This is a genomic window from Kluyvera sp., assembly GCF_965301105.1.
Genome location: NZ_CBDKZX010000009.1, coordinates 64,308 through 83,831, shown reverse-complemented (window position 1 = coordinate 83,831; position 19,524 = coordinate 64,308). Strand labels below are relative to the sequence as shown.

Below are 19,524 nucleotides of genomic sequence, written 5' to 3'. Positions count from 1 at the left end.
AGCCACCAGCTTCACATTAAATATTTCCAGGTTGTGAAGAACATTCCATCCCCGTCTATTTCCCGCTTCCCCGCCAGAATTCGCATTTATTGTTCCCTGCCGCTCGGCTAAATATTTCTATGCTCCCGTGGCTAATATTATTAGTGAATAACAAAAACAAACACTTATTAATTCATTTCGCCTATCCTACAGGAGCAATAATTCATGAAACGTCTAATCTGTGCCAGCGTAATAGGAATGAGTAGTCTGCTGGCGACCAGCGTCGCCTTCGCCCAGCAGGACGTCACGCTAAGAATGTCATGGTGGGGCGGAAAATCACGGCACGAGGTGATGCTTAACGCGCTACAGGCATTTGAAGCACGCAACCCTGGCATTAAAGTGAACGCCGAATATATGGGCTGGGACGGCTATCTGGAGCGGATGACCACGCAAATATCCGGTGGTATTGCCCCGGACGTGATGCAGATTAACTGGCCCTGGTTCCCGATATTTTCCCGCACCGGCGACGGTTTTTACGATATCAACACGCTCAGCGACACCTTTGATTTGAGCCAATACCCGGCCAAAGAGTTAAAGTCGACCACCATTAACGGCAAGCTGAACGCCATTCCGATCTCACTCAACGTGCCGGGTTTTTATTACAACACCGAAACCTGGAAAAAAGCCGGGCTGGCCTTCCCGAAAAACTGGGATGACCTTTTTGCCGCAGGGAAAGTGTTTAAAGAAAAGCTCGGCGATGAGTATTACCCGCTTATCTTTGGCGATCAGGATACGTTCCTGATGGTGAACTGCTATATGTCACAGAAATACAATACGCCCATGTTTACCCCCGACGGCAATCACTTTGCCTGGAATCAAGAGCAGTGGCGTGAAGCCTTCCGCTTTATTCAGCGGCTGGTAAGCGATCACGTTATCCCCGGCCCAAAATACCTGGCCTCATTCGGCAAATTTGACTTTATCGACACCAAATACTGGCAGGACGGCAAATGGGCAGGTACCTACACCTGGAACGTGGTGATCCAGTACTACGCGCCAAAGCTGACGCCACCGGCGAAGCTGGTGCTGGGCGATTATGTGATGTACCCCGGCGCCACCAACGCCAGCGCCTACTTCAAAGTGTCGCTGACCTATGCCATCAGCAAAGACACAAAGCATCCAAAAGAGGCGGCGAAACTGATGAATTTCCTGCTTAACGATCCGCAGGCGATTGCCGCCATCAAGCTGGAAAACGGCATTCCGCTGAGCAAAATAGCGGTGAAAACGCTGACCGACGATGGCACCCTGACCGAGGAAAATCCCTCCGTCGCCGGGTTTAATGCAGCGCAAAAGCTCAAATCGGAATCAACGGCAACCTCGTGGATGGAAGATCAAAAAATGCAGTCCTTCTTCCAGGAGGCGCGGCAGAATATGGACTACGGCAGGATGACGCCGGATCAGGCGGCGGATGACTTTGTCACCAAGGCTGAGCGATTGATGAAGCGGTCTGCTGCGCGGAGTTAGCGACGTTGGTGTCACCTCAAAGGGAAACGGGGGCGTTTGGAGTACGTGCGTTTTGCGCCCCCCTTTTAAGGGGGAAGGCGAATACTCCTCCCCCCATTTTTAAACGCGCTTACGACCGCATCAGTAGCAGCGTTTTAATCTCAAACGGCGTAAACGTCAGCGTCACACAGCCCTCCGCCACGGCAATCTCCTCTTCTACCACCTCCATCAGGTTGGCAATAAAGCAGCGCGAAATACCGTCCGGCAGTTGGACCGTCGTCGTCGCCTGTACGCCGTCAAACTCGTAGACGCGCAGCGCCAGCGCGTCCGCGTTCTCCGCGCGCTTCACCGTCTCCAGGCAGATATGCGGCGAGTCACAGGCGATAAACGACGCGCCGCTCGCTTCAGGCTGCCCCTTCTCGCCAGTGCATACTCGCAGCGGATTGTTGAACAGATACGCTTCCCGGTTAACCAGTCCCACCACTTCATCACCGCAGTGCGGGAACAGCGCGTAGGAAAAACGGTGCTCGCCGGCGTCAGCGTTCTCCCCCGGGTAACGCTGCGAGCGCAGCAGGTTCAGATCCAGCACGCCGTCTTTGGCATAATGCCCATACTTGCTGTCGTTGAGCAGCGCCACGCCGTAGTCCGGTTGCGAATAGTCAATCCATTTATGCGCGCAGATTTCAAACTGCGCCGCATCGTAGATGTTGTTAACGCGGGCGCTACGCTGGATTTTGCCAAACTGAATATCGCAGCTGACGCGTTCGCTCAACACGTTAACGGCGAAAGCGGTACGCAACATTTTATCGCTTTCATGCCAGTCGACACGGGTCTCAAAGGTCAGCCGCTTGCTGCCCGGCAACAGGCTGATTTTCTGCGTTAAGGTGGAGTGGCCGTAGCGATAGTGCTGTTCAACCACCGCCGCCGCGCCTTCCTGATAGGCCGTCGTGTCCACCAGTGCAAAGCAGTCCGGTTCACGTTGGCGATAGGTGATATCGATATCCCAGCAGTTGCCGCAGATATCGTCATACACTGCCAGCCGATTGCCGACCGTGTCAGGCTGCAGCAACGAACGCCCGGCCTGTTTATCCACCAGCGCCACAATGTGCCCCTGCGTGTTAAAGTCGACTCGCAGCAGGTCGTTCTCCAGACGCTGCGGCTGCGCAATAATATCCGGCAACACCGCAGCTACGGCTTCATCAATGACCCGATAGCCAAATGCCGGAACGGCCACCCGCATCGGCGTATCCGCCAGCATCAGCCACTCCTCGCGATCGAAACCGCTCAGATTATGAATGACAAACGCGCTGCGCTGCGTCAGGTTGGCGCGAATCAGCTGTTCGACCTCTGCCAGCAGCGTTTGATAGCGGTCAACGGATTCGTCATACACCCGCGTAATGGATGAGCCAGGGAGAATATCGTGGAACTGATACAGCAGCATTTCGCGCCAGATCGCGTCAAGCCGTGCAGCAGGATAGTCCCCTTCACCGTGAAACCATCGGCGACTGGCTACCAGCTCAAGCTCACGTAGCGCGTTCTCCAGCTTACGATTGAACCACTTATTTCGCGCCTGAGTCGTCAACGTCCCCTGATGTTTTTCCAGATACAACTCGCCGTGATAGTGAGGATAACGCTCACGGCCCTGCGCGATATGGTGGAAAAAGTCGATGGCATAACCCTGTGTGACCGGCGCAATACCGCTGAGATTTTTCATTCGCCGCAGCCGCTCCAGATGCTCTTCGCCGGGGCCGCCGCCGCCGTCGCCAATACCAAATAACATCAGCGCCTTATCGCATACCCCCGCTTCATGGTAGGACGTTTCAATACGCCGGATGCTGCGTGGCGCCGCTGGGCCATTGTAGGTCTCTTCCGGGAGCATATGCGCCAGCACGCCGCTGCCGTCAATGCCGTGCCAGATAAAGGTATGGTGGGGAAAGGCGTTATGCTCGTTCCACGACAGCTTCTGCGTCATAAAGTAGTCAATACCAGACTTCTGCATAATCTGTGGCAGGTTGGCGTTGTAACCGAAGACGTCCGGCAGCCACAGCATCTGCGTAGCGCGGCCAAATTCGCGCAGAAAGAATTGCCGTCCGTAAAGGAATTGCCGCACCAGTGATTCGCCGGAGGGGACGTTGGTATCGGCCTCAACCCACATATCCCCTTGAATTTCAAAGCGCCCTTCCCGCACCTGACGCTGCACCCGCGCATAGAGCTGTGGGTAATCCTCTTTAACCCACTGGAACAGCTGCGGCTGGCTGGCGCCAAAGTGATAGTCCGGGTAGCGCGCTAACAGATCCAGCGCAGTGGCGAAGGTCCGCCCACCTTTGCGCCTGGTTTCGCGAATCGGCCACAGCCAGGCGAGGTCGATATGCGCATGACCGATGCCGACGACGCTGAGCGTCGGGTCGCCGCCTTGCTTCAGCAGTTCGACCGCCAGCGCCTGCCGACAGGCCGCCACCGCATCGGCGGTGTAGCAAGTCAGCCCGTTGAGCGCTTCGCTCAGGCACACCAGCACTCGCTTAAAACGGGCGGAGGATCGTTCCAGGCACTTCAGCAGATCGGCCAGTACCCAGGCGTCGTAATACAGATCGCGCAGCGGCACGTTGCAGGTTGCGATATGCGCCTGCGCCAGCACGCCGCTACGCAGCGATCCAAAAAGATCGTTGCAGGCCAGTTCCAGCCACAGATCGATCTCGCGCGCGCCATCCAGTTGCAGCACCACTTTCCCCGCCTGTCCAAGGCTGGGTTCAAAGGTGGAATCCACGTTGGTCAACCCCCTGCGCGGCGTGCCGTCGGCTTCGACAACCAGCGCCTCGCCGCCACAGTCGAACAACAGCACCACCTCGTCTTCCGATATCCTTTCCGATACCACGCCTCGTACGTTCACCCACGCGCAGTCCCACAGTTTGCCCCAGCGCTCACCGAGGCGAAACACGTGCGGCTCTCCCTGATGGCGCTGGGTAAAAGGCACCGGTTCTGGCGTGATAAAGCCCTCGACCGTTAATGTGCTTTGCGGCGTGTAGATATTCTCGTTTATTTTTTGCAGCTGATAGTCAATATCACGCAGCAATTTCTCATCAAAGCTGAGCATGCGATAGTCCTTTATATAAGAAGGGAGAGAATCGAATGCAGTAGATAAGTTTGAAATAGTAAAATCTGTGAGCCACGACAGAAATAACGTGATTATTGTCAAAGGTCGTTAACGGTCACATTTCATTTTCGATATAACGACCAATATCACAACTTTCTCTTGCCTCACGCTGAGCGCCATCACAATAAATATTTTAATTTCGTGACCATAAATCCATAAGTAAAACACCCACCGGCTCAGAACATAACTATTTCGTCGCCAACCATTTAATTTTCAACTGACAATTTATGCTAAACGAAAATCTGCAAAATTTATTTTTTCAACAAATACATGAAATCCAATTTAATTACTTTATCAATTTAAATGGAACCCAACAGAATGAAAACAGGACTCTTATATATATGTCTTATATTCGCCGGGCTGGGCACCGTTTTCCCTGTCCATTGCGCAGATAACGTTGTACTGCGCATGTCATGGTGGGGCGGTAAAGCCCGGCAGCAGCAAACCAACGCCGCGCTGGAGGCGTTTGAGAAACGCTACCCGTCAATCACGGTAAAAGCGGAAAATACCGGCTGGGACGGGCACCTGGCGCGAATGTCAGCGCAAATGTCGGGGGGCACTGAACCGGACGTCATGCAGACCAACTGGCCGTGGCTGTCGCTCTTTTCCCGCGACGGGAACGGTTATTACGACCTCAACGCGCTGAAAGAGATTATCGATCTCAGCCAGTTTTCGGCGCAGGATTTACAGTCCACCACCATTAACGGCAAACTCAACGGCCTGCCCATCTCGCTTAATGCCCCCGTGTTCTATTACAACACCGAAACCTGGCGCAAGGTGGGCCTTCCCTATCCGAAAACCTGGGACGACCTTTTCGCCGCCGGAAAAATCTTCCAGCAGCGGCTCGGTGACCGCTACTACCCGCTGGTGTTGGTCGACCAGGACGTCATGCTAATGATCAACAGCTACATGACACAGAAGTACAATACGCCGATGTTCACCGACGATGGCTACCATTTTGCCTGGAATCAGCAACGTTGGCGCGAAGCTTTTCGATTTATTCAGCGGCTGGTCGACGAGCACGTGATTCCGGGGCCGAAATATGTCGCCTCATTTGGCAAAGGCACCTTTCATGAAATGAAACCGTGGATTGCCGGAGAATGGGCCGGCGCCTACACCTGGAATATTGTGATTCGCGCTTACGTCAGTAACCTGACGCCACCCGCGACGCTGGCGCTCGGCCCGCATCTGATGCTGCCGGGGGCAAAGGAGGCGGGTATCTACTTCAAAGTGTCGCAAATGTTCACCATCAGCCGTCACACCAGGCACCCGAAAGAGGCGGCGATGCTGCTCAACTACCTGCTTAATGACCCACAGGCCGTTACCACGTTAGCGCTGGAGCGCGGCATTCCACTGAGCAAAATCGCCGTGAAAACGCTGACGGATAACGGCACCATCAATACGCAGGACCCGATTGTCGCCGGGCTAAATCAGGCTGTCGCGCTTGGTAGCCACCAGCGCACCACGCCAATGATGGAGGATTTTCAGATCCTCGCGCTGTTTGTCGCCGCCCGCGAAAACATGGATTACGGCAGGCAGACACCGGAGCAAGCGGCAGATGAATTTGTCCGCCGGGCCGAACGCATTCTCAGGAAATCGGCGCGCTGATCAAAGTCACGAAAATATCGGAGTCAGGTGACCGCTATCACGATTAACAAAGGGGAAAAGATGATGTTGATCACCTTAAATTTTTATCTATCGTGACCAACACCTCATTTTTACCGCCCGTTATCGCGAATCGCCGTTGCGTACCCCGCCGATGCGCGACATTTCAGTCCTCACTTTTTATGCTGAGTGTATTCGGACTCGGTCAGGCTGCGCGCAAAGCGGGCCAGACGTTGAGGGCTTAATAACAGCGGCAGAAACAGCGGGCTCCCGGCAGGCGGTGACGTCAGCCAGCGTTCCAGCGTATCGACATAGCGCAGAAGCTGGCTCTGATGTTGAATCAGCACATCAGCAGGCAGCGCATCATCGCCGTAACGATCGCGCCATAGCAGATCGACCATTGCGCTGGTCACCCGTGAGAACATCTGGCTGTAGACTTCCGCGTTGCGCCAGGCGGCGAACAAAAGTTCCAGCGAATCGTCAGGGCAGGTAATACGCGGCATGATTTCGCGCAGCGTTTGTACCGCGTTGGCAGCAAGGAAACAGGCGGCCTCTTTTTCCAGACGGATGAGCTGCCGTTGCTCCTGACCTTGCGCGGGATCGTCCGCCGGTATCAGCGGTTGCCAGGCCTGGAGCCAGTTGGCACTGCGGGTATCCATATGCAGTACCTGCTGCGCCTGAGAGACACTGTCCGGCACCTGGCTCTGATAATGCAGACGTCGGCCCAGCAGGTTAGGCGTTTTACACAGCCAGTCGTAGCTGGAGTAAAACAGCGACGCGAGCCGTTGCCGGTCCTGGATAGCGCGAAAGCGCAGCTGCCGCTGCTCGGCCCAGCGATCGAAGACCGACAGCGTAGCGCCATCGGTGGTCTGGTTAGCCGCCATCAGGCCCAGCAGATTGATGCTATTCGCTGAATCCATCACCCGGCTGTCTGGCATCCATTGCCAGCTAACGCGGGAAGTAATCGCCTCCACTTCGTTGCCGGTGGCGCTGATGGCCCAGCTCAGGCGGCCGCTGATTTCGTCCGCCAGATAGCAGGGCAGCGCCGTCCAGCCGTAGCCCGTGCCGACAAGGTCGTATTCGATCCACTTTTTATGGCCTGGCAGCGCGACGATGTGAGGATGGTTGGCAAAGCCGGGATGATAGTCGATTTCGGTCGCTTTAACGGCGGCGCGGACATCATCAGGCAAAGATGAGAGTACCGTCGCCAGCTGCTGGCGCGGCCAGCTGTCATCAATGAAATCGCGCAGCACCAGCTTTTTGCCAAAGCTGCGCAGCTGGCTCCATACGCTATACAGCCCCTGCTGCCAGCCTGCCGTTTGAAAGGCGGGCGTCGTTAAGCCAAGCACTACGCCGCTTAAATGCGGCAGTGCGGGAAGCAGCGGCGAAAATATCGCGGCATAGAAATGTTGCCAGAAATCCGGCGCGCTTTTTTCATCAAAAGCCAGCTCGGGAAATTTGCGCTTAATAATGTCGTCAGAGGGAGCCGCTTCTCCCTGTAGCCAGAACGAAAGGTTATTTTCTGCCAGATAACGATCGACGCGTTTTAAATACTGCAACGCGTAATTTTGCTGATGAATAAGGTTCTCGACGTTCAGTTTCAGACTTAACGGCGAGGGCGTTGCCAGAATAGAAAGCAGTTCCTGTTGGTGCAGGATGATGCCAGTGAAACCGTGCTGTTTCGCACTTTTCACTCCCTGAATAAACCAGGGCCAGTGCCAGATAAAGGTGCTATTCAGCTCCATCAATTGATGTGGAATACGTTTCATCGTCTCACCCTGCAAATAAATATGTGCTTATCATAATCGAGGATGTCATGAAAAAATATGCGCTGGTCGGTACTGGTGGTCGTGCCGGTTTATATATTTCCGCTATTGGCGGGCAATGGCGCGAGAATGCGAAGATGGTCGCCTTTTGCGACACTAACCAAACTCGTATGAACTACGCCAATACGCTGCTGCAAAAAGAAGGAGCCGAACCGGTCTCCACCTGGAAAGCGGCGCAGTTTGAAGAGATGATCCGCGAGACTCGCCCGGATATCGTCATCGTCACCACCATGGACCGCACCCACGATGATTACATCGTCCGCGCGCTGCACGCGGGTTGCGATGTGATCACCGAAAAACCGATGACCATCGACGAGAAGCGTGCGCTGCGCATTCTGGACGCCATCGAGGAGAGCGGGCACACGGTGCGCGTGGCCTTTAACTACCGCTACGCGCCGCACCACAGTAAGGTGCGCGAACTGCTGATGCAGGGCACGATCGGCAACGTGACCTCCGTTCACTTCGAGTGGCTGCTCAACACCGAGCACGGTGCGGACTACTTCCGTCGCTGGCACCGTGAAAAACGCAACAGCGGCGGCCTGCTGGTGCACAAATCGACTCACCATTTCGACCTGATGAACTTCTGGCTGGCCAGCTACCCTGAGCGCGTTTACGCCGAGGGCAGTCTGCAGTTCTACGGCAAGGAGAACGCGGAAAAACGCGGCGTGACTCAATTCTACCCCCGCGCCCACGGCTATGCCGAAGCGAAGGACGACCCGTTCGCGCTGAATATGGCGGACAACGCCCAACTGAAGGCGCTGTATCTCGACGCCGAGCATGAAGATAACTACTTCCGTGACCAGAGCGTGTTCAGCGATGGTATTACCATCGAAGACACCATGTCGGTGCTGGTGAAGTATCAGAACCAGGTGCAGCTCACCTACTCGCTGAACGCCTACCTGCCGTGGGAAGGGCTGAACGTGGTGTTTAACGGCACCGAAGGCCGCCTGGAGATGAAAATCGTCGAGAAATCCTACGTTAACGCTGGCGGCAAGCGCGAAAACGAAGGCAGCCTGGAGCAGTGCGATATCACCGTCTTCCCGATGTTCGCCGAACCCTGGAAAGCGGAGTTCAGCCTGGGCGAAGGCGGTCACGGCGGCGGCGACAACGCCATGCTGGCGGACCTGTTCGGCGAACCGGGCAACGACCCGCTACAGCGCGCGGCAGACCATCGCGCCGGGGCGATGTCCATTCTCACCGGTATCGCGGGCAATATCTCCATGCAGCAACAGCGCCCGGTGAACTTTAAGGAGTTCGAACTGGTTTCCCGTCTGGCGAAACGCTAAAGCGCATTCCGGCGCGGCAGAAAGCCGCGCCGAAGCGACTGGTCAGTATTTTGCAGTTACTCACCTGTTTCATAACACGATTTCTGCCTCTGTCCCGGAGACAATAATGAATAAAATCGCATCAGGTGTTATCGCGTCACTGTTATTTTCCTGTACCTCTGCCTGGGCACAACAGCCCGTCGAATTGCGCATGTCGTGGTGGGGAGGCAATAGCCGCCACCAGGCGACCCTCAAGGCGCTGGAAGCCTTCGAGAAAAAATATCCCGATATCAAAGTGAAAGCCGAATATACCGGCTGGGACGGGCACCTTTCGCGCCTGACCACCCAGATGGCAAGCGGCACCGAGCCGGACGTGATGCAGACCAACTGGCCGTGGCTGATCATCTTCTCCAAAAACGGTGAAGGCTATTACGACCTCAATAAGCTTAAAGACGAGCTCGATTTCAGCCAGTATCAGGCCAAAGATCTGCAGTCCACCACCGTCAAAGGCAAGCTCAACGGCCTGCCGATTTCTGTCAATGCGCCGGTGTTTTACTATAACGACGTGACCTGGAAAAAGGCCGGGCTGGCGTATCCAAAAACCTGGGATGAGTTTTTTGCCGCCGGAAAGGTGTTCCAGCAGAAGCTCGGCGACAACTACTATCCCTACACCATGGTCGATCAGGATGTGATTCTCCTGCTCAACGCTTACATGATGCAGAAGCATCAGAAACCGATGTTTAACAGCGACGGCAAATTTACCTGGAACGATGCGGAGTGGAGTGAGGCATTCAGCTTCGTCAAGCGCCTGAGCGACGACCACGTGCTGCCTGCGCCAAAAAGACTCTCCTCCTACGGCAAAGGCAATCTGTATGAGATGAAGCCGTGGATAAACGGCGAATGGGGAGGTCTGTTCACGTGGAATATCACCATTCGCATGTTTGCCAACAACATGACGCCGCCGGCGAAGCTGGTGCTGGGCGACTATGTGATGCAGCCAGGGACGGAAGAGTCGGGCGTCTACTTCAAAACGTCGCAGATGTTCTCAGTAGCGAAATCGACGAAGCATCCGAAAGAGGCGGCGATACTGCTGAATTTCCTGGTCAGCGATCCGCAGTCGGTGGAAGCGCTCGGGCTGGAGCGCGGCATTCCGCTGAATAAAGCGGCGGAAACGCTATTAACCGAGAAAGGCGTGATTGACTCGAACGATCCGGTCGTCGCCGGGCTACGCCAGGCGCAGTCGCTCCATACCACCGTCGTCGCTACGCCGTTTATTGAGGATTTGCAGGTGATCGACCAGTTCACGTCAGCGCGTGAAAAACTCGACATGGGCAAGCAAACGCCGGCGCAGGTCGCCGCCGACTTCCGCCAGCAGGTGGAACGGATTGTGCGGCGCGTGACCCGTTAAGCCTTAAAACATAATCCAGCCAACCAACGGGGCCACCAGCACCATCACCACCCCGGAGAGCATCATCACCAGGCTGGCCACCACGCCTTCCTGCGGGCCCAGCTCGTAGGAACGCGCGGTCCCCGCGCCGTGCGACGCTGCGCCAAAGCCCGCCCCCTTCGCCATCCCTTCACGAATGGAAAGCCGTAAAAACAGCACGTCGCCAATCGCCATACCGAACACGCCGGTGACCACCACAAACAACGCCACCAGCTCCGGCTGACCGCCAAGCGATTTCGCTGCCGCCAGTGCAAACGGCGTGGTGATGGAACGCACCGCCAGGCTGCGCTGGATTTCATCCGACAGGGTAAACAGCCGCGCCAGCCACACCGAACTGGTCACCGCCACGACCGTCGCCGTGATCACCCCAGCAGAGAGCGACATCCAGTGGCGTTTGATAATGGCCAGATTGTCATACACCGGCACAGCAAAGGCGATAGTCGCCGGCCCCAGCAGCCACAGCAGCCAGTGGGCTTCCCCCATATAGTTCTGGTAGGAGATATGGCCAAACACCAGCATTAACACCAGCAGCACCGGGGTAAGCACCAGCGGCATCAGCGGCAGCTTACGAAAGCGGCGGTACAGGCGCTTATTGGCAAAATAGAGTACCAGGGTAATCACCAGGCACAGGACGCTCAGCTGAAAATTATTCATTACGCATCCGCTTCAGTTCGTAGCGATACACTTTGTCGACCACCCACGCCGTTGCTCCCAGCACCATCATGGTACTCAGCGCGATAACGAGGAAAATTCTCCAGCCGTCGACCATCAGCAGTTGAGCATAATTCACCACCGCGACCACCGCCGGGACAAAGAACAGCAACATCTCGGCCAGCAGCCAGCGTGAGCCCGCGCGAACCCATTTGAGCGGCACCACGTGGCAAACAATCAGCGCCAGCAGCAGCACCATACCGACCAGATTGGCAGGCAGCGGCAAATGCCACCAGCTCACCAGATATTCAGCGAAAACAAACAGCCCGGCGTACAGTACAACCTGCACCGGCACCTGCAGACGATTTAACACGGAGGGCACAACGCGCCCTAAGGCCTCAGCCATGGAGGAATGTCCAGAAAAAATCACAGGCGCACAGTATAGTGAGGCCGCGATGATGACAGAAATGAATTAAACTCATCGGTAGCATAGTTTAGAGGCATAATCATGGACATAAGAACGCTGCGCTACTTTGTTGAAGTCGTTCGCCAGCAGAGCTTTACTCGAGCTGCGGAGAAACTCTACGTTACGCAACCAACAATCAGTAAGATGCTCAAAAACCTGGAAGATGAGCTGAACTGTACCCTCCTGATTCGCGACGGCCGCAAGCTGTTGATGACCGATACCGGACAAGTGGTATTTGAGCGCGGGCTGGCCATTCTTGATGAATTCCGCCAGCTGGAGGCCGAGCTGAGCGATATTAACCACCTCAACAAGGGCGTGCTGCGCCTTGGTATTCCCCCCATGGTCGGCATGCTCATGGCCGGGCCGATCGGTCTGTTCCGCCAGCGCTATCCGGGCGTCGAACTGAAAATCTCCGAATTTGGCGGCCTGACGGTGCAGCAGGCGGTGATGAACGGCGAGCTGGATCTGGCAATGACCGCGCTGCCGGTTGAAGAAGAAAGCGCGCTTACGACCCTGCCGCTGTTCAGCCACCCGCTGTGCGTGCTGGTGCCCCGCTCCGGCGAATGGCTGGAACAAACGTCAGTATCGCCGACGCAGTTAGCCGCACATCCGTTGCTGATTTATAACGAAGATTTCGCCCTCAGCCGCCAGCTGATGCAGCTGTTTGCTCGCCATGACGTTAAGCCGCGTATTGCAGTACGCAGCGGACAGTGGGACTTTCTGGCGGCGATGGTGCAGGCGGGCGTCGGCGTGGCGATTCTGCCGGAGCCGATTTGCCGCAAACTGGATGAAAAAACGCTGCGCTGGCTGCCGCTGGAAAGCGAGCTGCGCTGGCAGTTGGGGATGATTTGGCGGGAAGGGGTCTATTTGTCTCACAGCGCCCAGGCATGGCTGAAGTGCTGTGAGGGGTTTAAGCTGCCGGAGTAGAAGTTCAGGCACGGTGCGTCCCCTCTCCCTTTTTAAGGGAGAGGGGACTGGTCGGCACACGCTTTATCCGTATTACGCGTCTTCGATCAACAGCGCTTCCAGCAGGTCGAGATCGTGCAGCAGCTTCTGCAAGGTCTCATTACTGATCTGCCGGGTCGCGCGCAGATGGTACAACTCCCCGCGCTCGGAGCGCAGCGCCGCCAGGCGGAAACGCCGTTCAAGCTGCTCTTCCAGCATCGACGTTTCCACATCGTTACGCCCGTCGACACGACGGCGCAGGTTACCAATGACGCGCGAACTGACCTCGGTCAGCAGCTGGTTATCGATATTCTCGTTGCTATCCGCCGCCAGACGCTCTTCCATTTTCTGGATGGCGACAATCGCCACATCCGCCGTCGCCGCGCGTGCCAGCCGCTCTTCATTACGCTGCTGCACGTGGTCGGTGGATTCGATATGACGCAGTAAAATCGGCAACGCCACCACGCCCACAAATAGCGAGAACAGAATCACCCCTGCGGCGAGGAACACCAGCTCATAACGCGCCGGGAAGGCTTCGCCCGTCGGCAGCAGCAGCGGAATAGACAGCACACCGGCGAGCGTTATCGCACCGCGCACCCCCGCCACCGAGGAAATCAAGAGCTCGCGGGTCGTCCAGGAGCCAAATTCCATTGGTTTCTTTTTCAGGAAGCGCTGGCTGAGCTTGCGCATCGTCCATAGCCAGCCGAAGCGTACCAGCATCAGCGCCGCGTAAATCAGGATGATATCGGTAAACAGCATCCAGGTTTCGACGTTCGGGTCGGCCTCCGCCGCCACCAACGACGTCTCAAGAATCGCGGGCAATTGCAGGCCCAACAGCAAGAAGACCATGCCGTTGAACACAAACTCGAGCATCGCCCAGGTGCTATTGGCGCGCAGGCGCATGGCCAACGGCGCGGTGCGCATCACGCCGGAACGCGTAATGGTCATCCCCGCCGCCACCGCCGCCAGGATACCGGAAACGCCGATATGTTCAGCAATCAGGTAAGAGGCAAACGGCAGCAGGAACAGCAGGACGATCTGCGTAGCCGGTTCATCGCCGCCCCAGCGGCTGAGGAAACGCATTGAGCGACCGTACAGCCAGCTCACCACGAAGCCCGCAAGGATGCCGCCAATTGCCACCTTCAGGAACTCTACCGTCGCACCGCCAACGGTAAACACCATTGTGCCCATCGCGACAGCCACGGCAAACTTCAACGACACCAGGCCGGAGGCGTCGTTCATCAGCGCCTCGCCCTGCAAAATGCCCATGATTTTTTTCGGGATGCGCCCTTCCCCCACAATGCCTGAAAGCGCCACGGCATCGGTTGGCGACAATACCGCCGCCAGCGCAAAAGCGGGGATCAGCGGAATGCCGGGAACAATCCAGTAGATCAGGAAGCCAATCCCGACCACCGTCACCAGCACTAACGCCAGCGCCAGGCCAAGGATCTCCCTGCCGTGCTCGATAAACTCGCGAGTCGGCGTCTTCCAGCCGTCGGCAAACAGCAGCGGCGGGATGAACAGCACGAGGAAGAGTTCAGGGTCAAATTCAACGTGCAAACCGAAGGTAGGCCAGGCCAGCAGCGCACCGATGGCGATTTGCATTAAAGGTAGTGGAACCTGGAAGGGCAGTACGCGTGTAACCACCCCGGACAGCGAAACCACGAGGGTCATGATGAGTATGGTAAAGAATATTTCCATGCGTTCCCTGTTTACAGCGTTGTCTTATTATTCAAAACATGAAGCGTCGTGCTTCTTATCATACGCGTACCAGAGTAACGCAAAAGGAAACGAGACGTGGCTGAAAATGGAAAAAAAGTCCGAACCCGTCGCACTGCAGGGCAATAAACAGAAAACCCGCCATCTGGCGGGTTTTCTTATCGGCAAAACGTCAGGCTTAGATAGCCCAGCCGCCCGCATAGAAGACCACCAGCGCAACCGCGATAATGACGGTGCCGATGTTCAGCTTGCGCCATTCGCCCGAAACCACACGGCCCACAACCAGCGTCGCGAAGCCGATCATAATGCCGGTAACGATGTTACAGGTCAGCACGATCATCACGGCGGTAATCAGGCCGGACATCGCGTCAACGAAATCGTTGAAGTCGATACGCGCCACGTTGCTCAGCATCAGCAGACCCACGTACATCAGCGCCGGTGCGGTAGCATAGCCAGGCACCAGGTAAGAAAGCGGAGACAGGAACAGGATCAGCAGGAACAGCACGCCAACGGTGATCGCCGTTAAACCGGTTTTACCGCCTGCCGCCGTACCCGCTGCGGACTCGATGTACACCGCTGCCGGCGCGGCGCCCACTACGGCAGAGAACACGCTGCTCAGGGAGTCAGTCGTCAGCGCTTTACCGCCGTTAATGATCTGCCCATCTTTATCCAGCAGGTTCGCCTGACCCGCAACCGCGCGGATAGTACCGGTCGCATCGAAGACGGCGGTCATCACCAGCGCCAGCACGCTCGGCAGAACAATTGGGTTCAGTGCGCCCATGATATCCAGGCTGCCGATCAGCGAGTTGCCATTGTCATCGCTCAGCGACGGCATGGCGAATACGCCAGAGAAGTGCACGTTCGGGTCGAAAATTAGGCCGACGATAGACACGCCAATGATGGTCAGCAGAATACCGCCCGGGACCTTCAGTTTTTCAAGGCCGATGATCATCGCCAGACCCACCAGCGTCATCACCACCGGGAAGCTGTCGAACTGACCCAGCGCGACCGGCAGACCGTCCAGCGGGTTTTTCACCACCATGCCGACGCCGTTGGCGGCAATCAGCAGCAGGAACAGACCGATACCGATGCCGGTGCCGTGCGCAATACCCTGCGGCAAATTGCGCAAGATCCAGCTACGAATACCGGAAGCGGAGATGATGGTGAAGAGCACGCCCATCAGGAACACCGCGCCCAGAGCAACCGGCACGCTGATGTGCTGGCCCAGCACCAGGCTGAAGGCGGTAAAAGCAGTCAGCGAGATGGCGCAGCCAATGGCTAAAGGCAGGTTCGCCCACAACCCCATCACGATAGAACCCACACCGGCCACCAGACAGGTCGCCACGAACACGGCGGCCGGCGGGAAACCGGCTTTACCCAGCATGCCCGGTACCACGATCACCGAGTACACCATCGCCAGGAAGGTGGTCAAACCGGCGACAATCTCCTGACGAACGGAGCTACCACGAGCAGAAATTTTAAACCAGGCGTCCAATGAACCGCCGGTACGCGCTGAAGGCGTAGACATAGAAAACATCCCCTGAGAGTTTTTATCATTCGTTCGTCTGCGTGGTGGAACATCCACTGCCAGCTAAGCGTCATCTCCATGTGCTACATTGCGGCAAAGGGGAGCCACAAAAAAGCAAACGATTAACTCCGCGCAGACAAAACGAGAATCGGAATACCTCATCTGCGCGGGTGCGTGATGAGGTTGGTCTGCGGATTTTCAGCATAGGAAGCGTCCGAAAATCCGAGGCAAACGATTATCTGGCTTTTATGTCCCCTTTTTCAACAGAAGTTTGCCCTGGTTTATGAAAATTAACGATTACCGATGAAGAATTCACCAACCCATGCGCAAACGTTATCGTTTATGCGCAATCCAGCAACAATTCTATGGCAAAAATGTCGCAATCCCGGGGAGAGGATCGCGGAGGATTATTCGTCTTCCAGCAGACGCGCGCCGGTGCCCTCTTCACCCAGCTTATCGCCCGGGTTACGCAGCGGACAGTCGCGCAACGACATGCAGCCGCAGCCAATACAGCCGTCGAGCTGGTCGCGCAGCGCCTCCATGGCGTGAATGCGCTTATCCAGCTCTTCCCGCCATTGAGTCGTGAGGTGCTTCCAGTCGCGCGGCCCCAGCGTGTGGTTTTCCGGCAGCACGCTAAAGGAATCGCCGATCGTCGCCAGCGGAATACCAAGACGCTGGGCAATTTTAATGATCGCCACGTAACGCAGCACATCACGCTTATAGCGCCGCTGGTTACCGCTGTTGCGCGTGCTGTGAATCAGCCCTTTACTCTCATAAAAATGCAGCGCAGAGACCGCAACCCCCGTTCGTTTCGCTACCTCACCGGGCGTTAGCAGCGATTTTATGCGGGTCGATTTTTTTTCCATAATACGCTTTACCTCAAGTTAACTTGAGGAATTATACTCGCCGCCAGACAAGAAATCGACGCGAAAATAGACAACGGGGAGAGCCTTATGTCCCATCGGGAAATTATTCATACTCTTACTGAATGGATAGATGAACATATCGATCAACCGCTTAATATCGACATCGTGGCCAGAAAATCCGGCTACTCGAAGTGGTATCTGCAAAGAATGTTCCGCACCGTGATGCACCAGACGCTGGGCGAGTATATTCGCCAGCGGCGCCTGTTACTGGCGGCGGAAGCGCTGCGCACCACCCAGCGTCCCATCTTCGATATCGCGATGGATCTGGGTTATGTCTCTCAGCAGACCTTCTCTCGCGTGTTCCGCCGCGAGTTTGACCGCACGCCGACGGACTATCGCCATCAGATCTCCGCGTAACATTGCTTCGCCGCGGCCTGTACTGAGCCGCGGCGTTGACAAAAATCCTGCGCTTACCTCTGGTGAATAAAACAACAAACGTGATATAGTTCACACATCGAGATGAAACAAAAACACTGTTTCATTCAATTTGTGAATGCCTTCAGATAGCCTGAGCGCCTCGCGCCTCAATCAATAAGTGCTGTCAGGGCAACTTGTTGTTTATCTCTGAGGATGAAATCTCATGGTTTCCATTACCGCAGGCGTCGCACTGTTACGCTGGCCGTTAACCAGCGCGGTACTGATGTTTCTCGCCAGTACCCTGAAAATTCAATTTCGTAAATCCGACTACGCCGGTCTCGCGGTCATCAGCGGTATGCTGGGTGTCGCAGCGGCGTGCTGGTTTGCGACCGGGTTACTGGGCATCACGATGGTGGACATCGCCACCATTTTCAACAACATCAAAGATGTGATGGTTGAAGTGATGAGCCAGGCGCCGCCGGAATGGCCGGTTGCCATGTACTGATTGAGAAAAACCCCGACGCGTCGGGGTTTTTTATTGCCTGAATATCGCGGCGGCTGAGCGCATGAAAAAGCCCTGCTCCTGCAGGGTGTTTTAGCGTCGCTCGACTAAAATAAAGGGATGCGCCCTGCGGAGTGCCGCACCATGAACGCCATCCCTTTTCGCCGTTTTCTCACCGCCTGCCTGGGCGCCTTGCTGTTGACCGGCCCCGCTTTTGCCGCCGTACAACCAGAGGACTCACCCGACGCGCTTGAGGTCAATATCGAGAGCATCATGCAGCCCTGGAAGGGCGACCTGCCTGGCATGCTCGACCGCCGGGTCATTCGCGTATTGACCACCTACAGCAAAACCTTCTTTTTTATCGATAAAGGCCAGCAGCGCGGGGCCACCCACGATATCTTCGCCGAATTTGAACGCAGCCTGAATGCCCAGCTCGCCAAAGAGAAAAAGCTCAAGCAACGCCACCTCAAGGTGCGAATTATCTTCGTTCCGGTAACCCGCGATAATCTCTTTACTGCCCTGAACGAAGGTAAAGGCGATATTGCCGCTGCCAATCTTACGATCACCGCAACGCGCCAGCAGCAGGTGGCTTTCACTGACCCGATTTACAGCGATATTCAGGAACTGCTGATCTCCGGCCCCGCGTCACCGCAGGTGATAAACGTGGACGATATCGCCGGTAAGACGGTCTTTGTCCGTCGTTCATCCAGCTACTATGAGAGCCTTGAAGCCCTCAATGCGCGCTTTGCCAAAGCCTCTCTCCCGCACATCATCATCAAGCCCGCCCCCGAAGCGCTGGAAGACGAGGATCTGCTGGAAATGCTCAACGCCGGGCTGATTCCGCTGATCGTGGTCGATCGCCACAAGGCGCTGTTCTGGAAACAGGTGTTCCCGAAGATCCAGGTTCATGAAGATATTGTGCTACGCGATAACGGCAACATCGCCTGGGCGGTGCGCAAAGATAACCCGCAGTTGCTGGCGAAGCTCAACGGTTTTATTAAAGACAACCGCCAGGGCAGCACCCTGGGCAATACCCTGTTGCTGCGCTATCTGAAGAGCGCGAAATACGTCAAAAACGCCGCAGCGGAGAAAGAACGGCGCAAGTTTTTGAAGATGGTCGAGATTTTTCGCAAATACGGCGACCGTTATGACGTCGACTGGCTGCTGATGGCGGCACAGGGTTATCAGGAGTCGCGACTGAACCAGTCAGTGCGCAGTCACGTTGGCGCAATTGGCGTCATGCAGGTGATGCCGAGCACCGGCAAAGAATTGAAGGTGGGCGATATTAAGCAACTGGATCCGAATATCCACGCCGGGGTGAAGTATATGCGCTGGATGATCGACCGCTACTACGGTGACGAACCGATGACGCAGCTGGATAAGGCACTGTTTTCTTTCGCCTCTTATAATGCTGGCCCGGCACGGATTGCGCGTCTGCGTACGGAAACGAAAAAGCGCGGTTTTGACCCCAACATCTGGTTTGGTAACGTGGAAAACCTCGCCGCCGAGAAGATTGGAGCCGAAACGGTCACCTACGTGAGCAACATCTATAAGTATTACATCGCCTATCGGCTGATTCTCGATGAGATGAACCGGAAGCGGGCAGCGACGGGGAAACCGCCAATTTTGCCCGCCACCGATAAAAACAACGGCTAGC

At 56.0% G+C, this 19,524-nt stretch carries 15 protein-coding genes; 8 read left to right on the top strand and 7 right to left on the bottom strand.

From position 1 onward, the window contains the following. The first annotated feature begins 204 nt into the window (after positions 1–204). The gene (locus ACW14G_RS06240) at positions 205–1,500 is read left to right on the top strand and encodes an ABC transporter substrate-binding protein (protein WP_249022457.1); all 1,296 of its coding nucleotides are present in this window, start codon (positions 205–207) and stop codon (positions 1,498–1,500) included. Between the two features lie 109 nt (positions 1,501–1,609). Here ACW14G_RS06240 and ACW14G_RS06235 read toward each other — a convergent pair whose 3' ends face one another. After that, positions 1,610–4,570, bottom strand: a complete 2,961-nt coding sequence (locus ACW14G_RS06235; protein ID WP_249022458.1) for an alpha-mannosidase — start codon at positions 4,568–4,570, stop codon at positions 1,610–1,612. 378 nt (positions 4,571–4,948) lie between these two features. Between ACW14G_RS06235 and ACW14G_RS06230 the strand changes: the two genes are divergently transcribed. Beyond that, positions 4,949–6,238 (top strand): ABC transporter substrate-binding protein, encoded by a 1,290-nt coding sequence (locus ACW14G_RS06230; protein ID WP_419057146.1) that lies wholly within the window; start codon positions 4,949–4,951, stop codon positions 6,236–6,238. Positions 6,239–6,408: 170 nt separating this feature from the next. On the opposite strand, the gene ACW14G_RS06225 is transcribed toward ACW14G_RS06230, so the two are convergent. Beyond that, positions 6,409–8,004 (bottom strand): hypothetical protein, encoded by a 1,596-nt coding sequence (locus ACW14G_RS06225; protein ID WP_249022460.1) that lies wholly within the window; start codon positions 8,002–8,004, stop codon positions 6,409–6,411. A gap of 47 nt (positions 8,005–8,051) precedes the next feature. Here ACW14G_RS06225 and ACW14G_RS06220 point away from each other — a divergent pair, with 47 nt between their 5' ends. Then, positions 8,052–9,347 (top strand): Gfo/Idh/MocA family protein, encoded by a 1,296-nt coding sequence (locus ACW14G_RS06220; protein WP_167577107.1) that lies wholly within the window; start codon positions 8,052–8,054, stop codon positions 9,345–9,347. A 103-nt stretch (positions 9,348–9,450) separates the two neighbouring features. Next, positions 9,451–10,734 (top strand): ABC transporter substrate-binding protein, encoded by a 1,284-nt coding sequence (locus ACW14G_RS06215; protein WP_419057147.1) that lies wholly within the window; start codon positions 9,451–9,453, stop codon positions 10,732–10,734. A 3-nt stretch (positions 10,735–10,737) separates the two neighbouring features. On the opposite strand, the gene ACW14G_RS06210 is transcribed toward ACW14G_RS06215, so the two are convergent. Both ACW14G_RS06210 and ACW14G_RS06205 read right to left on the bottom strand, forming a co-directional pair. After that, complete coding sequence (locus ACW14G_RS06210; RefSeq protein ID WP_065356578.1) at positions 10,738–11,427, bottom strand: LrgB family protein; 690 nt, start codon at positions 11,425–11,427, stop codon at positions 10,738–10,740. Continuing rightward, positions 11,420–11,830 carry a CidA/LrgA family protein gene (locus tag ACW14G_RS06205; RefSeq protein ID WP_163447530.1) on the bottom strand — a complete coding sequence of 137 codons (411 nt, stop codon included), beginning with the start codon at positions 11,828–11,830 and terminating at the stop codon, positions 11,420–11,422. The genes ACW14G_RS06210 and ACW14G_RS06205 overlap by 8 nt, the downstream gene beginning before the upstream one ends. A 102-nt stretch (positions 11,831–11,932) precedes the next feature. On the opposite strand from ACW14G_RS06205, the gene ACW14G_RS06200 reads away from it, so the two are divergent. Next, entirely contained in the window at positions 11,933–12,817 is an 885-nt protein-coding gene (locus tag ACW14G_RS06200; protein WP_064546692.1) for a LysR family transcriptional regulator, read from the top strand. Between the two features lie 72 nt (positions 12,818–12,889). On the opposite strand, the gene ACW14G_RS06195 is transcribed toward ACW14G_RS06200, so the two are convergent. From ACW14G_RS06195 to soxR, 3 genes are all read right to left on the bottom strand, one after another. Further along, complete coding sequence (locus ACW14G_RS06195; protein WP_064546690.1) at positions 12,890–14,536, bottom strand: Na+/H+ antiporter; 1,647 nt, start codon at positions 14,534–14,536, stop codon at positions 12,890–12,892. Between the two features lie 196 nt (positions 14,537–14,732). Further along, on the bottom strand, positions 14,733–16,082 hold the full coding sequence (locus ACW14G_RS06190) for an NCS2 family permease (RefSeq protein WP_065357798.1): 1,350 nt from the start codon (positions 16,080–16,082) through the stop codon (positions 14,733–14,735). A 407-nt stretch (positions 16,083–16,489) separates the two neighbouring features. Then, on the bottom strand, positions 16,490–16,948 hold the full coding sequence (gene soxR, locus ACW14G_RS06185; RefSeq protein ID WP_064546686.1) for a redox-sensitive transcriptional activator SoxR: 459 nt from the start codon (positions 16,946–16,948) through the stop codon (positions 16,490–16,492). Positions 16,949–17,035: 87 nt separating this feature from the next. On the opposite strand from soxR, the gene soxS reads away from it, so the two are divergent. The 3 genes from soxS (at position 17,036) to ACW14G_RS06170 (ending at position 19,523) form a co-directional block, all read left to right on the top strand. Next, the gene (gene soxS / locus ACW14G_RS06180) at positions 17,036–17,365 is read left to right on the top strand and encodes a superoxide response transcriptional regulator SoxS (protein WP_064546684.1); all 330 of its coding nucleotides are present in this window, start codon (positions 17,036–17,038) and stop codon (positions 17,363–17,365) included. Positions 17,366–17,588: 223 nt separating this feature from the next. After that, complete coding sequence (locus ACW14G_RS06175; protein WP_064546682.1) at positions 17,589–17,870, top strand: YjcB family protein; 282 nt, start codon at positions 17,589–17,591, stop codon at positions 17,868–17,870. Positions 17,871–18,011: 141 nt separating this feature from the next. After that, complete coding sequence (locus ACW14G_RS06170) at positions 18,012–19,523, top strand: transglycosylase SLT domain-containing protein (RefSeq protein WP_455648543.1); 1,512 nt, start codon at positions 18,012–18,014, stop codon at positions 19,521–19,523. Position 19,524: the final 1 nt, after the last annotated feature.

What these genes read in the sequence shown, in the direction of transcription:
- ACW14G_RS06240 (WP_249022457.1), top strand. Translation starts at nt 205, where the DNA reads ATGAAACGTCTAATCTGTGCCAGCGTAATAGGAATGAGTAGTCTGCTG.
- ACW14G_RS06235 (WP_249022458.1), bottom strand. Translation starts at nt 4,570, where the DNA reads ATGCTCAGCTTTGATGAGAAATTGCTGCGTGATATTGACTATCAGCTG.
- ACW14G_RS06230 (WP_419057146.1), top strand. Translation starts at nt 4,949, where the DNA reads ATGAAAACAGGACTCTTATATATATGTCTTATATTCGCCGGGCTGGGC.
- ACW14G_RS06225 (WP_249022460.1), bottom strand. Translation starts at nt 8,004, where the DNA reads ATGAAACGTATTCCACATCAATTGATGGAGCTGAATAGCACCTTTATC.
- ACW14G_RS06220 (WP_167577107.1), top strand. Translation starts at nt 8,052, where the DNA reads ATGAAAAAATATGCGCTGGTCGGTACTGGTGGTCGTGCCGGTTTATAT.
- ACW14G_RS06210 (WP_065356578.1), bottom strand. Translation starts at nt 11,427, where the DNA reads ATGAATAATTTTCAGCTGAGCGTCCTGTGCCTGGTGATTACCCTGGTA.
- ACW14G_RS06205 (WP_163447530.1), bottom strand. Translation starts at nt 11,830, where the DNA reads ATGGCTGAGGCCTTAGGGCGCGTTGTGCCCTCCGTGTTAAATCGTCTG.
- ACW14G_RS06200 (WP_064546692.1), top strand. Translation starts at nt 11,933, where the DNA reads ATGGACATAAGAACGCTGCGCTACTTTGTTGAAGTCGTTCGCCAGCAG.
- ACW14G_RS06195 (WP_064546690.1), bottom strand. Translation starts at nt 14,536, where the DNA reads ATGGAAATATTCTTTACCATACTCATCATGACCCTCGTGGTTTCGCTG.
- ACW14G_RS06190 (WP_065357798.1), bottom strand. Translation starts at nt 16,082, where the DNA reads ATGTCTACGCCTTCAGCGCGTACCGGCGGTTCATTGGACGCCTGGTTT.
- soxR (WP_064546686.1), bottom strand. Translation starts at nt 16,948, where the DNA reads ATGGAAAAAAAATCGACCCGCATAAAATCGCTGCTAACGCCCGGTGAG.
- soxS (WP_064546684.1), top strand. Translation starts at nt 17,036, where the DNA reads ATGTCCCATCGGGAAATTATTCATACTCTTACTGAATGGATAGATGAA.
- ACW14G_RS06175 (WP_064546682.1), top strand. Translation starts at nt 17,589, where the DNA reads ATGGTTTCCATTACCGCAGGCGTCGCACTGTTACGCTGGCCGTTAACC.
- ACW14G_RS06170 (WP_455648543.1), top strand. Translation starts at nt 18,012, where the DNA reads ATGAACGCCATCCCTTTTCGCCGTTTTCTCACCGCCTGCCTGGGCGCC.